This window comes from Streptomyces javensis (assembly GCF_039525925.1).
Classification (GTDB): Bacteria; Actinomycetota; Actinomycetes; order Streptomycetales; family Streptomycetaceae; genus Streptomyces; species Streptomyces asiaticus.
Window position 1 is genome coordinate 1 of sequence record NZ_BAAAIF010000063.1, and the last position, 15802, is coordinate 15802.

The 15802-nt window shown below is 71.8% G+C and carries 12 protein-coding genes and 1 pseudogene; 7 read left to right on the plus strand and 6 right to left on the minus strand.

Annotation, left to right across the window (positions count from 1 at the left end; all coding sequences use genetic code 11):
- Positions 1 to 183: 183 nt before the first annotated feature.
- The 3 genes from ABD329_RS36865 to ABD329_RS36875 are packed head-to-tail and all read right to left on the minus strand — an operon-like array spanning position 184 to position 6263.
- Positions 184 to 1317 (minus strand): enolase C-terminal domain-like protein, encoded by a 1134-nt coding sequence (locus ABD329_RS36865; RefSeq protein ID WP_309142908.1) that lies wholly within the window; start codon positions 1315 to 1317, stop codon positions 184 to 186.
- Between the two features lie 10 nt (positions 1318 to 1327).
- Positions 1328 to 4441 (minus strand): FAD-binding and (Fe-S)-binding domain-containing protein, encoded by a 3114-nt coding sequence (locus tag ABD329_RS36870; RefSeq protein ID WP_344317503.1) that lies wholly within the window; start codon positions 4439 to 4441, stop codon positions 1328 to 1330.
- A gap of 19 nt (positions 4442 to 4460) precedes the next feature.
- Complete coding sequence (locus ABD329_RS36875; protein ID WP_344317504.1) at positions 4461 to 6263, minus strand: thiamine pyrophosphate-requiring protein; 1803 nt, start codon at positions 6261 to 6263, stop codon at positions 4461 to 4463.
- Positions 6264 to 6458: 195 nt separating this feature from the next.
- Between ABD329_RS36875 and ABD329_RS36880 the strand changes: the two genes are divergently transcribed.
- Complete coding sequence (locus tag ABD329_RS36880; protein WP_198282350.1) at positions 6459 to 6659, plus strand: hypothetical protein; 201 nt, start codon at positions 6459 to 6461, stop codon at positions 6657 to 6659.
- Here ABD329_RS36880 and ABD329_RS36885 read toward each other — a convergent pair.
- The 3 genes and pseudogenes from ABD329_RS36885 to ABD329_RS36895 form a co-directional block, all read right to left on the minus strand.
- Positions 6636 to 7397 carry a class I SAM-dependent methyltransferase gene (locus ABD329_RS36885; RefSeq protein WP_344317515.1) on the minus strand — a complete coding sequence of 254 codons (762 nt, stop codon included), beginning with the start codon at positions 7395 to 7397 and terminating at the stop codon, positions 6636 to 6638. The genes ABD329_RS36880 and ABD329_RS36885 overlap by 24 nt on opposite strands.
- Before the next feature lie 714 nt (positions 7398 to 8111).
- A pseudogene (locus ABD329_RS36890) lies at positions 8112 to 8309 on the minus strand (MerR family transcriptional regulator); the annotation flags it as partial.
- A gap of 32 nt (positions 8310 to 8341) precedes the next feature.
- The gene (locus ABD329_RS36895) at positions 8342 to 9151 is read right to left on the minus strand and encodes an alpha/beta fold hydrolase (protein WP_246619031.1); all 810 of its coding nucleotides are present in this window, start codon (positions 9149 to 9151) and stop codon (positions 8342 to 8344) included.
- A 142-nt stretch (positions 9152 to 9293) separates the two neighbouring features.
- Between ABD329_RS36895 and ABD329_RS36900 the strand changes: the two genes are divergently transcribed.
- The 6 genes from ABD329_RS36900 to ABD329_RS36925 all read left to right on the plus strand — a co-directional run bounded on the left by ABD329_RS36900 (position 9294) and on the right by ABD329_RS36925 (position 15776).
- The gene (locus ABD329_RS36900) at positions 9294 to 10646 is read left to right on the plus strand and encodes an ATP-grasp domain-containing protein (RefSeq protein WP_198281080.1); all 1353 of its coding nucleotides are present in this window, start codon (positions 9294 to 9296) and stop codon (positions 10644 to 10646) included.
- A 43-nt stretch (positions 10647 to 10689) separates the two neighbouring features.
- Positions 10690 to 12729: a CocE/NonD family hydrolase gene (locus ABD329_RS36905; RefSeq protein ID WP_198281079.1), complete on the plus strand. Its 2040-nt coding sequence runs from the start codon at positions 10690 to 10692 to the stop codon at positions 12727 to 12729.
- A gap of 55 nt (positions 12730 to 12784) precedes the next feature.
- Entirely contained in the window at positions 12785 to 13444 is a 660-nt protein-coding gene (locus ABD329_RS36910; protein ID WP_344317505.1) for a HemK2/MTQ2 family protein methyltransferase, read from the plus strand.
- A complete protein-coding gene (locus ABD329_RS36915; protein ID WP_425574429.1) occupies positions 13425 to 13652 on the plus strand; it encodes a CDGSH iron-sulfur domain-containing protein in 228 nt (75 codons plus the stop codon). Before ABD329_RS36910 ends, ABD329_RS36915 begins: the two co-directional genes overlap by 20 nt.
- A 121-nt stretch (positions 13653 to 13773) precedes the next feature.
- The gene (locus ABD329_RS36920) at positions 13774 to 14796 is read left to right on the plus strand and encodes a Ppx/GppA phosphatase family protein (protein ID WP_344317506.1); all 1023 of its coding nucleotides are present in this window, start codon (positions 13774 to 13776) and stop codon (positions 14794 to 14796) included.
- 62 nt (positions 14797 to 14858) lie between these two features.
- On the plus strand, positions 14859 to 15776 hold the full coding sequence (locus ABD329_RS36925; protein WP_344317507.1) for a DMT family transporter: 918 nt from the start codon (positions 14859 to 14861) through the stop codon (positions 15774 to 15776).
- Positions 15777 to 15802: the final 26 nt, after the last annotated feature.

The window sequence follows — 15802 nt, forward strand, 5'->3', positions numbered from 1 at the left end:
ACGTGCACACACCCCGCAAAACGAAGCCAGCGAAACGGCAAACGAACAAAACGTCCAACCCACGGCCCCGCCGCACAGGTTAAAGATCAAGCTAGGGTCTGTCGTCAAAGGGGGCGCCCGGCTGATCGTGCCGCCTGCGGCGAGCCGATCCCCGCCCCTCCCCGACACCTATCGATACGCGGCTCAGGCCACCCGGTACGGCCGCGCCCGCTCGCTGTTCAGCGTGAGTCCCAGCCCGGGCGCGCCGTCGTGGCCCGGGGTGAGGCTGCCACCGTCGGGCGCGAGGGCGCCGTCGAAGAGAAGGCGCTCGATGCGCACATGGTCGTGGAACCACTCCAGGTGGCGCAGGTTGGGTACGGACGCGGCGGCGTGGGCGTGGGCGTGTGGGGCGCAGTGGCCGGAGATCTCCAGGCCCTGGCCGTGGGCGAGCGCGGCGGCGCGCAGCCAGACGGTGATGCCGCCGCAGCGGGTGACATCGGCCTGGAGGCAGTCCACCGCACCGGCGGCGAGCATCTGCGCGAAGTAGGGCAGGGTGTAGCCGTATTCACCGGCCGTCACCTCCATCGGGACCCGGTCGCGGATGGTGGCGAGCGTGGTGAGGTGGTCCGAGGAGACGGGTTCCTCGAACCAGGTCACACCGTGGTCGGCGAGTGTGTCGGCCATGCGGATGGCCTGTTTGGCGTCGTAGCCGCCGTTGGCGTCCACGTACAGGGCGGTGGTGTCGCCGATGCTCGTACGGGCCTCGGCGACGCGTTTCCGGTCGCGTTCCTCGCACCGCCCCCAGGACTCCCCGATTTTGATTTTGACGCGCGGGATGCCCTCTTCCTCGGTCCAGCCGCGCAGCTGCCGGTCCTGGCGCTCGGCGTCGTACGTGGTGAAGCCGCCGCTGCCGTACACGGGCACCTCGTCGCGCGCCCTGCCGAGGAGGTGCGCGAGGGGCAGGTCGAGCAGGCGGGCCTTGCAGTCCCACAGGGCGATGTCCACGGCGGCGATGGCCTGGGCGGCCACGCCGGGCAGTCCGGCGTTGCGCACGGCGCGGTGCATGGCCTCGTTCGCGCGTGGCACATCGAGGGCCGGGGTGCCGGTGACGACGTCGGCGAGCAGATCGTCGATGACCAGGGCCGTGGCGGCGGGAGCGTAGGTGTAGCCGAGGCCGGTGACCCGGCCGCAGCGGACGGTGGCGAGGACGAGGGTGGTGCTGTCCCAGCCGAGGGTGGCGTCGGCCTCGGGGGCGTCGGTGGGCACCGTGTAGACGGCGCTGTCCACCCCGTCCACGACGCGCTCGTCCACGCCTCCCGCCAGGACGCGACCTGTCACCACCGTGCGGTCACCGTCCCCCGCGGCGCGTGCGTCGCGAGGCGGCGCGGCCGACGCCCGCCGCGGCCCCCGCCACGGCCGTCGCCGTGAGGGCGGCGGCGCCGGCGGTGGTCGCCCAGCGGGCCGCGCGCGAGGCCGGGGCCATGAGCTGGGCCAGGCGTTCGGGCCGCTCGCTGGGCAGGGTGGTGTCGAGGCCCAGGGCCAGCGCCTCGGCCAGGTGGAGGGCACCGCGGCCGGTGTCCCCTTGCTCGATCTGGGTGCGGCAGCTGAAGCCGTCCGCGAGCAGCAGACTGCCGGGGGCGGCCGCGCGCACGGCGGGCAGCACACCCTGTTCCGCGATGGCCATCGAGACCTCGTGGTGGCCGCGTTCGAAGCCGAAGTTTCCGGCCAGACCGCAGCAGCCCTCGTCCAGGACGTCGGTGACGAGGTGGGCGCGGCGCATCAGTTCGCGGTCCGCGTCGTCCTTCATGATGGCGTGCTGGTGGCAGTGGGTCTGGACGACGGCCTGCCGGCTGAGCGCGGGTGGCCGCCAGCCGTCGGGGGCGTGCTGGACGAGGTGTTCGGCGAAGGTGCGGAATTGCCCGGCCAGCCGCCCCACGTCCTGGTCGGCGGGCATCAGTTCGGGTGCGTCGGCCCGGAACACCGCGGTGCAGGAGGGTTCGAGGCCGATGATCGGGGTGCCCGCCTCGAGATAGGGCCGCAGCACCCGCAGCGTACGCCGCAACACCTTCTTCGCGGTGGCCAGTTGCCCGGTGGAGATCCAGGTCAGACCGCAGCACACGGGCTCGGTCGGTACGGCGACCCGGAAGCCGGCGTCCTCCAGCACCCGGACGGCCGAGATGGCGACCGAGGGGTGGAAGTAGGTGCTGAAGGTGTCGGGCCACACCACCACGGTCCGCGGGTCGGCCGGGTCCGGCTCCTCGGCGGCGCGGGCGCGCCACCACTGGAGGAAGGACCGCGGCGCGAACACCGGCGCCTGGCGCGCGCCGTCCACACCGGCCAGCCGCTTGCCGAGACCGGCCACGCCCGGCGCCCGGGCCACGGTGTTGACCAGCGAGGGCGCGATACGGGACAGCCGGGCCCACACCGGCAGCCAGCCCATGGAGTAGTGCGCCGCCGGGCGCGGGCGGCCCGCGTAGTGGTGGGCGAGGAACTCGGCCTTGAGCGTCGCCATGTCGACACCGGTCGGGCAGTCGGACTTGCAGCCCTTGCACGCCAGGCACAGGTCCAGGGCGTCATGGACCTCGGTGGAGCGCCAGCCGTCGGTGACGGCGGAGTCCGGGTGGCCGTCGAGCATCTCGAACAGCAGCCGGGCCCGGCCGCGGGTGGAGTGTTCCTCCTCGTTGGTGGCCCGGTACGATGGGCACATCACGGCGCCGTGGTGGCTGCGGCAGTTGCCGATGCCGACACAGCGCATGACGGCACGGGTGAAGGAGTGGTCGTCGTCGGGGTAGCCGAAGTGGGTGTCGGGGGTGTCCGGCCGCCACCCCGGGCCCAGGCGCAGCTGACCGTCGACCGGGTTCGGGCCGGTGGCCTTGCCGGGGCCGGTGGCCTTACCGGGGCTCGGGCTCGGGCCGGTGACCTTGCCCGGGTTCATCCGGTTCTCCGGGTCGAACACCGCCTTCATCTCGCCGAAGGCGGTCACCAGCCGCTCGCCGAACATCCGGGTGAGCAGTTCGCCCCGCGCCTGCCCGTCCCCGTGCTCGCCGGACAGCGAACCGCCGTACGAGACCACCAGGTCGGCGGCGTGTTCCAGGAAGCGGCGGAAGTCGGCCACACCCTCGGCGGTCTTCATCCCGAACGGGATGCGGGTGTGCACACAGCCCTGCCCGAAGTGGCCGTACAGCGACGGATGGTCGTAGCCGAACTCCGCGAACAGGTCCTTCAGATCGCGCAGATAGTCCCCCAGACGCTCGGGCGGGACGGCGGAGTCCTCCCAACCCTCCCAGGTCTCCCGGTCGTCCGGCGGACGCGCGGTCACCCCGAGGCCCGCCTCGCGGGCCCTGAGCATCCGCTGCTCGCGCCGGGGGTCGTCGGAGAAGGCCACCGTGGCGTCCTTCTCGTCCCGCCCCACCGAGCGCAGCAGTGCGTGCGCCTGCTCGTCGACGTCCTCCTGGGAGTCCCCACCGAACTGCACCATCAGCCAACTGTCGCCCTCAGGAAGGGAGTTGAGGGATTCGAGGTAAGCGTGCTCCTCGCGCATCAGCTCGGCCATCCGCCCGTCGAGGGCCTCCAGTTCGCCGGGTGTGCAGCGCTCCAGGAGCCGGGGCACATCGTCGGCGGCGGCGCAGATGTCGTCGTAGCCGAGCACCAGCAGCGACTGGTACGGCGGTACGGGCACCAGGTCCACCTCGGCGCGCACCACCGTCACCAGCGTGCCCTCGCTGCCCACCAGGGCCCGGGCCACGTCGAAGCCGTTCTCCGGGAGCAGCGAGTCCAGGTTGTAGCCGGAGACCCGGCGCGGGATCTTCGGGTAGCCGCGCCGGATGTCCGCGAGGTACTCGCCGACGACGCGGTCCAGTCCGTCGTAGATCTCGGCCCGGCGGCCGCCCTCCGCCGCGATCCGCGCCCGCTCGGCCTTGGACGTCGGCCCCACCCACATGCGCACGCCGTCGTAGGTGAGGACCTCCAGGCGGCGCACGTTGTCCACGGTCTTGCCGAACGCCTGCGCCGACGCGCCGCACGAGTTGTTGCCGATCATTCCGCCCAGCGCGCAGTGGCTGTGCGTGGACGGCTTGGGCCCGAACTGGAGTTGGTGGTCGGCGAGTTGGCGGTTGAGCTCGTCCAGCACCAGCCCCGGCTCCACCACACAGGTGCGCGCCTCGGGATCCACCGAGACCAGGGCGTGGCAGTACTTGCTCCAGTCGATCACGACGGCGGTGTTGGTGGACTGACCGGCCAGGCTGGTGCCGCCGCCGCGCGACAGGACGGGCGCGCCGAAGCGCGCGCACACCTCCACCGCCCGCGCCCCGGCCTCCACGGTGCGCGGGACGACGACGCCGATGGGCACCTGGCGGTAGTTGGAGCCGTCCGTGGCGTACGCGCCCCGGCTGCCCGCGTCAAACCTGACCTCGGCGTCCACCTCCGCACGCAGTGCCCCCTCAAGCCCGCTCGCGGTACGCATGCCGCGTCTCCCCCTTCCGTCAGGCGTGTCCGCGTCCCGGCAGGCGCTCGGCGTACTGGGCGACCTTCTGCCGGATGCCCCGGTGGGCGATCCCGGCCAGCTCGGGGTCGTGCAGCGCGGCCTTCACCGTCTTCTTCGCCATGGGGACCATGAGGTGGGGCGGGATCGGGGCGATCTCCTGGTCGACCGTGAACTCCAGGACGACCGGCCGGTCACTGGCCAGCGCCTCGTCCCAGGCCCTGCCGACCTTCTTCGGGGACTCGCAGCGGATCCCGCGCAGCCCCAGCAGCTCGGCGTACGCGCCGTAGGGGATGTCGGGGATGGTCTGGGAGGCGGGGTACTTCGGGTCCCCGGCCATGGCGCGCTGCTCCCAGGTGACCTGGTTGAGGTCCTGGTTGTTGAAGACGCAGAAGACGAGCGGCGGGCCGCCCGCCAGCCGGTCCAGATAGCGCTTGACGGTGATCATCTCGTTCATGCCGTTCATCTGGAAGGCGCCGTCTCCCACGAAGGTGATCACCGGGCGGGTGGGGTACGCGAATCGGGCCGCGATCGCGTACGGCACCCCGGGGCCCATGGTGGCCAGCGTGCCGGACAGCGAGGCGTCCATTCCGTCGCGCAGCTTCAGATGGCGCGCCCACCAGTTGGTGGCGGATCCGGAGTCGGCGGTGAGGATCGCCCGGTCCGGCAGCCGTGAGGAGAGCTCGGCGGCCACCGACTGGGGGTTGATGGTGTCCCCGAAGTGCTGGCCGGCCCAGGTGTCGCAGATGGTGAGCCACTCCCGCACATCCTTCTCGACCTTCTTCCGCCAGCTGCGCTTCTCCTTGCGCCGCAGCAGCGGGAGGAGCGCCTTGAGGGTCTCCTTCGCGTCGCCCACCAGATGGGCGTCCATGGGGTAGCGCATCCCGATCATGCGGCCGTCGATGTCGATCTCGACGCCTCGGGCCTGCCCCTCGTCCGGCAGCCACTCGGAGTACGGAAAGCTGGTGCCGATCAGGAAGAGGGTGTCGCACTCCTTGATCATCTTGTCGCTGGCGGTACTGCCCAGCAGACCGATCGGCCCGGTCACATAGGGCAGGTCGTCGGGGAGGACGTCCCGGCCCAGCAGCGCCTTGGCCACCCCGGCGCCCAGCAGCTCCGCCACTCCGACGACCTCGCCCGCGGCGTCGGCCGCGCCCTGGCCGACGAGGATGGCGACCCTCTCGCCCTCGTTGAGGACATCGGCGGCGCGGCGGAGCTCATCGGGGTCGGGCAGGACGCGGGGGCGGCTCCAGCCCACGCTGGAGAACACCGATCCGTGCGCTTTGGGCGGGGAGGGCTGGGCGTCCTCCTCCTGGATGTCGTTGGGGATCACGATGGTCGCCACGCCGCGGGTGGTCAGCGCGGTCTTGAAGGCACGGTCGATGACATGCCGTGCCTGGCCGGGGTGGGTGACCATCTCGCAGTACTCGGAGACGTCGGCGAAGAGCCGGTCCACGTGGATTTCCTGCTGGTAGTGGGTGCCGAGGCTGAGCCGCTTCTGCTGACCCACGATGGCGACCACCGGCTGGTGGTCCAGCTTGGCGTCGTACAGTCCGTTGAGCAGGTGGACGGCGCCGGGCCCCGAGGTGGCGACGCAGACTCCGACCTCACCGGTGAACTTGGCGTGGCCGCAGGCCATGAACGCGGCCATCTCCTCGTGCCGGACCTGGATGAACTCGGGATCGCCCTTGGCACGGTCGAACGCCCCGAGCAGACCGTTGATCCCATCACCCGGATAGCCGAAGACCCGCGCCACCCCCCACTCCCGCAGCCGAGCGAGTACGAAATCCGATACCTGAGCCACGGCGCCTCCTCGGTAGTGCTGCACGAAGCACCTCACAGGAGTAGCCGTCGACCGGGCCGGTAAACGTGGCGCGCACCGGTAAGCGCCGCGCGCATGGGTCACGGCCGGCCGGGGCACCCGGCCACCGGTCGGCAGTACCTACGCATGCGGCGGCCCGCCCGGGAACGCGGCGGCCCGCCGAGGGAGGACACGATCATGAGCGGCGAGAAGGGCGAGAAGACGGGCGCCCGGACGGCGGCCGAGGAGATCGAGGCGGAGATCACCGAGGCCGAGACACGGGTGACCGACGACGAGGAGGACAGCCGTTACGGCGAGTCGGGGGACGCCATCACGCCCAACGTCGACGCCCAGGAGGAGAGCCGGGGCGAAGGCTCAGGGACGGGCGGCCACCAGTAGGTCCACCAGATAGGTCTCCTCCACCTTCTCGTCCGGGAAGAGCTCGCGCAGCCGCCCGCGCTCGGCGGCGAGGAACTCCTGGGTACCGGACTCGCCGAGGACGAGGAACGCCGAGTGACTGGTGATGTTGGCCAGGTGGGTGTCGAGGGAGACGACGCGGCTCCAGCGCACCTGGCGGCGGGTGACGCGGAGACCGGAGAGGCCCGCGAGCCGGGCGGCCCGGCTGTCGTCGGGACGCACGTAAGGCTTCGACGTCACACCGGAGTGGACCGCGACGCGCTCGGCCTGGGCGGCGATCCACGGCACGTCGAAGGCGGTGGTGTTCCACCAGACCGCCAGCGCGCCACCCGGGCGCAGCACCCGCAGCGCCTCCGGAACGGACCGGTCGGTGTCGGTCCAGTGCCAGGACTGCGCATACGTGATCAGGTCGCGGGAGGCGTCGGCGAGGGGCAGGGCGTTGCCGTCGCCCCGGACGATCGGCACGTCCGGAAGCGCCCGGCGGAACTCGGCGGCCATGCCCGCGCCCGGCTCGACGGCGATCACATCGGCGCCGCGCCCGCGCAGGAGCGCGGTGGCGATGCCGGTGCCCGCGCCGACGTCGGCGACGCGGGCGCCCGCGAGCGGGCGTCCGGCGAGCTCCTCGACGGCGTCGAAGAGGGCGGGCGGGTAGGAGGGGCGGTTCGCGGCGTACTGGGCGGCGGCCGCGTTGAACGAATGGGCACGCGAGGTGGCGGTCATCCGCCCATCCTCACCCGCCCGGCCCCTTCTGCCGAACCCCCTTTCCGCCGAGCTCCCGTTCTTGCCGAGCTCCCGTTCTTGCCGAGCTCCCGTTCTTGCCGAGCTCCTCGTCTTTGCCGAGTTCCCGCGTGGTCCGGCCGCGCCCCTGTCGACGCGCCCGACCTTGGTCCAGCCGGTCCAGCCCCGCTGCCTCAGCAGCTCGATCAGCCGGCGGGCCGACGGCATGGTGTCGAACGCGAGGGTGTCCATCACCCTGACCAGCGGTGGCTCGATCTCGGCGTCGTCGATGTAGTCCTCGCCCCGCTCCTCGGCCATCCCCGTGAGGTAGGCGGCCAGCTCGTCGGCCAGCCCGGCCAGCCGTGGGTCGTCGTCGGCGCGGTCGAGCGCCTGGCCCAGGGTGCGGTAGAAGCCGATGAACCGCGGGTCGGCGATCTGCTCCCGCTTGCGTGCCATCCACTCCGGGACCCGCTCGGGCGCGTGCGCGGCCAGCGGGATCCAGCCGTCGCGCTCCACCCGGACGATCCGCTCATCGACCCCGAGCGCCCGCAGCCGGTCGAGAAACTCCACCACCTCCGGGGGCAGCGCCAGGCTGTCCCCGGCGGCCAGGCGGGCGATCCGGGCGCGGTGCCGCTGCCGCTCCCGGATCTCCGCCCGCAGCCGCCGGTCGATCTCCGCGACCGCCGCGGCGAACTCCTCCTCACCGGCCCGGAGCAGCTCCCGTACGCGCGCCAGCGGAACCCCGGCCTCGGCGAGGGTGCGGATCCTGATCAGCTCGACGACGGCGTCGGCGCCGTACCGCCGATAGCCGGAGTGGTCCCGCTCCGGCTCGGGCAGCAGCCCCTTGGCGTGGTAGTGGCGCACCGCGCGCACGGTCACTCCGGCGTACGACGCCAGCTCGCCGATGGTCAGCATCGGACCAGTCTCCCGGGAATCGCTCGCATCGCTCACGGGGTCGGCCCGTCGGGCGAGTGGCGCCGGATGATCTCCGCGATCTCCCGGGCGTGGGTGAAGACCAGCCGGTGGCCGGTGTCGAGCCAGGTCACGGAGGTGTCGGGCCGTTCGTGCACCAGCCGGTCGATGCCCGCGCGCCAGAGCCGGTTGTGGCGGGGCACACGCCCCTCGGTGCCGCCGCCCGCGATGGCGGCCGACATGATCATGTGGATCGGGCGGTCGATCTTCCGGTACCGGTCGAGGATTCCGGCCCGCACGACATCCATCTCGAGCTGCACATCGAGGATGTCCCGGGGGCTGAGCAACACCTGACGCGCGGTGCCCCTGGCCCGCCCGATCTCCCGCCACATGGCCGGGTCCTCCGCCATCGCGCGGAACTCCGGCAGGTCGGCGTCGGTGATGAACGGTTCGGGCAGCGGGTTCGCCCCGTCGATGAGGACGAGCCCGGCGACGGCCTCAGGGCACTCGGCGGCGTAGTGCACGGCCAGGTCCGCACCCAGCGAGTAGCCCACGAGCACGGGCGGCGAGGGTGGGCCGAGGCGCCCCGACTCCGCCAGCACGGCGAAGAGATCGCCGCGAAACGCGTCGAAGGAGTACCGGTCGGCGGCGGAGGCGAGGCCATGGCCCCGGAGGTCGAAGGTCACCACGTCGTGGTCGCGCCGCAGGAGTTCGACCAGCTCGTGCAGATCGGCCCGGGTGGAGTTCAGGCCGGGGCACAGGACCAGCGGCCGTCCCCGACCGCCCCGGGACACCGGGATCGTGACACCGTCGTGGTGGACCGTGAAGCGCTGCGTCGTCGTCATGCCGACCATGCTGCGAGGCTGCCCCTGGGTCAGGGTCAACCACCGCCTGGCAGGGGCCCCGCCCCTGAACCCTGAGGATTGACGGCCCGCACACGGGTACTCAGGACGCCGGAAATCGTCGGCGCAGGGAGGGAACACGCCCGTGGACGAGAAGAACATCTTTGTGATCGGCCTGGACGAGGCCAATGTGCCCATCCTGGAGAGTGGGCCCGGTGCCGGCCGGTACCGGTTCCACCACCTGCTCACGGTCGAGGACCTCCAGAGCGGCGAGGTGTCCGTGGCGGACCTGATCGCGAAGGCGGAAGGCGTTCTGGACGCCTTCGAGGGCGGTATCGACGCGATCGTCGGCTACTGGGACTTCCCGGTGAGCACACTCGTGCCGATCCTCAGCGAGCGCTACGGCACGCGCAGCACCAGCCTGGAGTCGGTGGTCAAGTGCGAGCACAAGTACTGGAGCCGGCTGGAGCAGCGGAAGGTGATCGAGGAGCATCCGCGGTTCGGCCGGGTGGATCTGGAGGCGCGGGACCCGCGGCCGCCGGAGGGCGTCCGCTTCCCGATGTGGCTCAAGCCCGCCCTCGCGTACTCCTCCGAGCTGGCCTTCTCCGTCAAGGACGAGGAGGAGTTCGGTGCGGCGGTGAGCCGGATCCGTGAGGGCATCGGCCGCGTCGGCAGGCCCTTCGACGCCGTCCTCGAACGGCTCGAGCTCCCGCCGGAGATGGAGGGTGTGGGCGGCCAGGTGTGCCTCGCGGAGGAGGCGCTGAGCGGGGTGCAGGTCGCCGTGGAGGGATATGTCCACCAGGGCGAGGTGACCGTCTACGGCGTGCTGGACTCCATCGACTACCCCGACAGCTCGTCCTTCCTGCGCCACCAGTACCCCTCCGCGCTGCCCGAGCCCGTGATCCGGCGGCTGCATGACGTCTCGCGGCGGGTGATGCGGCAGATCGGCATGGACGGGGCCACGTTCAGCATCGAGTACTTCTACGACGCCGCCACGGACGAGATCAATCTCCTGGAGATCAACCCCCGCCACTCCCAGTCGCACGCCGAACTCTTCGCCTACGTCGACGGGGTGCCCAACCACCACTGCATGCTCAGCCTCGCCCTCGGCGAGGACCCCGCCCTGCCGTACCGGGAGGGTCCCTACGCGATGGCCGCCAAGTGGTACTACCGGTGGTTCGCCGACGGTGTGGTCCATGACGCCCCCGTCGACGAGGAGATCGAGCGCATCGAGCGGGAGATCCCCGGCGTACGGATCGATGTGGTGCCCGAGGGGGGACAGCGGCTGTCGCAGCTGGAGCAGCAGGACAGCTACAGCTTCGAACTCGCCCACATCTTCACCGGCGGGGACAGCGAGGAGGACCTGCGCGAGAAGTACGACCGCTGTGTCGCCGCCCTGAACCTCCTCTTCGACACCACCGCCCCGGGCGCCCGGCGGGAGCGGCGGGAGCAGCAGCCGGAGCCGGAGCAGGAGATACGGGGGCAACAGCGCCGCTGAGCCCCCGACCGACACCGCCACCAGGAAAGGAGCATGTCGGCCTATGCGCCTCGTGAGCAATCTGCCGTGCGCCACGAAGGAAGAGGAACACATCACGATCCCGATGTCCGACGGCGTTCGCCTGTCGGCGCGCGTCTGGCGTCCCACGTCCTCGGACGAGGAGCCGGTGCCCGCGGTGCTGGAGTACATCCCCTACCGCAAACGGGATCTGACCTCCGTGCGCGACTCCATCCACCACCCCTACATCGCCGGTCACGGCTATGCGTGTGTCCGCGTCGACCTGCGGGGCACCGGGGAGTCGGAGGGGGTGCTGACGGACGAATACCTGGGGCAGGAGCAGACGGACGCCGAGGAGATCCTGGCGTGGCTGGCCGAGCGGCCCTGGTGCGACGGCGCCACCGGCATGATGGGCATCTCCTGGGGTGCCTTCGCCGCCCTCCAGGTGGCCGCCCGGCGTCCGCCGAGCCTGCGCGCCATCGTCATCGCGTCCTTCACCGACGACCGGTACGCCGATGACATGCACTACATGGGCGGTGCGCTGCTGTCGGACAACCTCGCCGAGGCGGGCACGATGTTCGCCTACGCCACCTGCCCGCCGGATCCGGCGGTGGTCGGCGAGCGCTGGCGCGGGATGTGGCACGAGCGGCTGGAGAACGCCCGCCCCTGGGTGGTGGAGTGGCTGCGCCACCAGCGCCGCGACGACTACTGGCGGCATGCCTCGGTGTGCGAGGACTACCAGGCCGTGCGGTGCCCCGTGCTGGCCTCCAGCGGCTGGGCGGACGGCTACTCCAACGCCGTGACCCGGCTGCTCGGCAATCTGGACGTACCGCGCAAGGGCCTGATCGGGCCGTGGTCGCACAAGTACCCGCACCTGGGCGAGCCGGGCCCGGCCATCGGCTACCTCCAGGAGGTGGTGCGGTGGTGGGACCACTGGCTGAAGGGCGTGGACAACGGCGTCATGGACGGGCCCATGCTGTGGACGTGGATGCAGGACAGCGTGCCACCGTCCACCGCCTACGAGGAGCGGCCCGGCCGCTGGATCGCCGAGCCCCGGTGGCCCTCCCCCAATGTCGAGCCGGTGGTGCACCCGCTCACCGGCCACCGCATCGCCGACCCCGGCGACGCACCGCCCGGGAAGGAAGCGCCGGGCGAGCCGCTGACCGTCCAGTCGCCGCTGTCCGTGGGCCAGTTCGCGGGCAAGTGGGCCTCCTACAACGCGCCTCCTGACCTGCCGTACGACCAGCGGGAGGAGGACGGCGGTTCGCTGGTGTTCCAGACCGATCCGCTCACCGAGCGGGTGGAGATCCTCGGCTCGCCCTCCGTCGAACTGGAGCTGTCGGTCAGTGAACCGGTCGCCATGGTCGCCGCCCGGCTCTCCGATGTGGCTCCGGACGGCCGCGCCACCCGGGTCACCTACGGTCTGCTCAACATCGCCCACCGCGAGACCATCGGCGACCCCGAACCGCTGGAGCCCGGCCGTCGCTACCGCGCCCGGGTGCGGCTCAACGGAGTGGCCCAGGCGTTCCCGCCCGGCCACCGCATCCGGCTGTCGCTGTCCACGTCGTACTGGCCGCTCGCCTGGCCCCCGCCCCGGCCGGCGCTGCTGACCGTGTACGAGGCCGCCAGCGCCCTCACGCTGCCGCTGCGCCGGGAGCCCGCGGGCGAGGACCGGCCCCAGCGCCCGTTCGGCGAGCCGGAGGGCACACCGCCCGCCGCCACCACCTGGATCACACCCCACGAGGAGCGCTGGGACGTCAAGCGCGACCTGGTGGGCTACGGGTCCGAGCTGGAGATCGTCAAGGACGCGGGCACCCTGCGCTTCGACGACATCGGGCTGGACGTCGGCCGCCGGGCGTACGAGCGCTATACGGCGGTCGCGGACGACTTCACCTCGGTCGGTGGCGAGTCCACCTGGACCATGCGCTTCCACCGCGACGACTGGGATGTGCGGGTGGTGACCAGCACGGTGCTGCGCTCCAGCGAGACGGAGTTCTTCGTGGACGCCACGCTGGACGGCTACGAGGGCGACCGCCGGGTCTTCTCGCGCACCTGGAACGAGACGCTGCCCCGGGACTGCCTGTGACTCCTCTCGGACATCTCACCCGCACATCACGTCCCGCCGGGGGTACTCGCCGTTGATGGTGTTCAGGACGCCTCCGGGTGTGTACGCCCCGCAGGACGACACATGGCTGTTGTCCGAGGCCCTGCTGCGCGAGGACATCACGGCCGACACGGCGGTGCTGGACGTGGGGACCGGCAGCGGGGTCCTGGCCCTCGCCGCGGCCGGACGCGGCGCGGCCCAGGTCACCGCGGTCGATGTCTCACCGCTCGCCGTGGGCGCCACATGGCTGCGCGCCCGCCTCAAAGGGCTGCCGGTGCGTGTCCTCCAGGGCGATCTGCTGACACCGGTCGCCGACCGCGGGTTCGATCTCATCGTGGCCAATCCGCCGTATGTGCCGGTGGCGGGGCGGCGGATCCGCCGGGGCCGTGGCGTGGCCTGGCGGGCCGGGGCCGACGGGCGGGCGGTGGTCGACCGGATCTGCCGCGACGCGCCACCGCTGCTGCGCCCCGGCGGGGTGCTGCTCCTGGTGCACTCGGGGCTGTGCGGCCCGGATCGTACGGTGGAACAGTTGGAGTCGGCGGGGGCGGGGCTGCGGGCGGCCGTGACCGACCGCCGCACGATCCCCTTCGGGCCGGTGCTGCGCGAACAGGCCCCCTGGCTGGCGGCCCATGGGCTGATCGCCCCGGGCGAGACGAAGGAAGAGCTGGTGGTGATCCGTGCCGAACGACACAAGTGATCACGCGGTGAGCGTGCGCGTGGGGACCGACGGCCCGATGCTGATCGAGGGACCGGTCGAGGTCACCCTGCCCGATGGCAGCGTGGTGCGCTCCGACCGCTTCACGGTCGCCGTGTGCCTGTGCGGTCGCAGCGCACGCTACCCGTGGTGCGACACCAGCCACCGCCGCAGGCCGCCGAGGTCACGGCGCGGGGCGGGCCCGGAGTAAGCGCGAGGCGGGCCCCGAGCGGGTCCGGAGCGCGGAACGCCGCCGGATCTCCGGACGGCGCGCGATCATCCGACGTCTGGAATATGTCAGGTAGGGGCACTCATCACGGATGCGCTGTGGAGTGCTCGACATCGGATCCCGTACCGTCCATCTCAAGATCGCCGACCTGTTCCCCGGTAGACCCCCGGAGCCGGTGGCCTCGTGGAAGCAGCCGGTCCGCCTGGCCGACGCGACCGATCGCCAGGGGGTGATCCCCCGCGACGCGATCCGGTCCCTGGTCGGCGCCGTCACCGCGAGCGCCGCCGCCGCGTCCGCCCACCACATCGACCGGCTGATCCCCTTCGCCACCTCGGCGGTGCGGGACGCGACCAACCGGGACGCGGTGCTCGACGAGATCGAGGCCGCCACCGGTATCCGCGTGGGTTTCATGAGCGGCGTGGAGGAGGCACGGCTGACGTTCCGGGCGGTGCGCGGCTGGCTCGGCTGGTCGGCCGGGCGGATACTGCTCCTCGACATCGGCGGCGGCTCCCTGGAAATCGCCTGCGGAAGCGGCACGCACCCCGCCCTCGCCATCTCCCTGCCGCTGGGAGCCGACCGGCTCACCCGCCACCATCTGCCCGATGCCACACCGGTGCCGAAGCGGGACGTCAAGGCGTTGCGCCGGCACGTACGCGCCGCCCTCGGACAGGCCACCGCCGAACTGCGCGCACAGCCCGCGCCCCTCTCCTGCGTCGCCACGTCCAGGACGTTCGCCCAGCTGGCCCGCCTCGCCGGAACCCGGCGGCCCGGCAACGGTCCGCGCGCGGTCCACAGCCTCAGCCGTAAGGAGCTGCTGCCCTGGGTGTCACGGCTGGCGGTCAGAACGGACCGGCAGCGAGCCAAGCTGCGTGGCATCTCCGCCGCCAGGGCGCATCAGTGCCTGGCCGGTGCCATCGTCGCGGAGGCCGCCATGGAGGTCATGGCGGTGAAACGACTCACCGTCTGCCCATGGGCCCTGCGCGAGGGCATTCTGCTCGACCATCTCTCCCGCCTCGAGGGCGAACACTCGGAGTTCATGACCGCACCATTCATGACCACGCCGTTCATGACCACGCCGTTCATGACCACACCGCGCGCGATCCACGCGCTCCCCCGGGAGGCGTAGCCTGGCCGAAGGGCCGAGGGAGCGCACCGCGACGATGAAGCGCGAACCCGGGAGTGGTGCCCATGGTGACGATTCTGCTGTCGATCACGTTCGCTCTGCTCGCGGCCGGCAGCAACGCGCTCGGCACGGTATTGCAGCGGCGCGCGGCGCTCACCGTTCCGGCGTCACGGTCATTGCGCATCGGGCTGATCCGCGACCTGGTGCACACTCCGGTCTGGTTCGGCGGCATGCTCGGCGTGGTCTTCGCCGCCCTCTTCCAGGCGCTCGCCCTGGCCACCGGATCACTGGCCGCCGTACAGCCCATCTTCATCCTTGAACTCCCCCTCGCCCTGGTGATCGGAGGAATGGTCTTCCATGTCGGGCTGTCGCGGAAGGCATGGCTCTGTGTGGCCTGCATCGTCGCCGGACTGGCTCTGGTCCTGCTCTCGCTGGCTCCCACCGGAGGGCGTGAACAGGTGCCCGGGATCTGGTGGCTGCCCGCGCTCGCGGTCACCGGAGGGCTCGGTGCCGCCCTCGTGCTCACCGGTCTGCGGCGCCCCGCCGGTCTGCTGCGGGCGGCATCGCTCGCCGCGGCGGCGGCCATCGGAAACGCCGTCACCGCGGCACTGGTCAAGTCGGCCATGAACATTCTCTCCGCCCGGGGCGCCGCGGCCTTCTTCACCGCCTGGCAGACGTACGGCTTCGCGGCCGTCGGCGCCTTTTCGCTGTTCCTGCTCGGCGTGGCCATGCAAGGGGGCCCGCTCATCGGCTCGCAGCCCGCTCTGACGCTGGGCGACGCCTCGGTGAGTTTCTGTCTCGGGGTGACGCTCTACGGGGAGCAGCCCCGCGCCGGGTTCTGGCTCCTACCGGCGCTGATGGGCTTGGGTGTGCTCCTCTACGGAATCTTCGGGCTGTCCCACACCCGCTGCCTCGCCCAGTGCCTCGACCCGGGCCGGGATGAACTCGACGCCATGGGGCAGCCCGCCACGGCGTGCGGCTGATATCGCCGGTAGTATTTCCAATACGG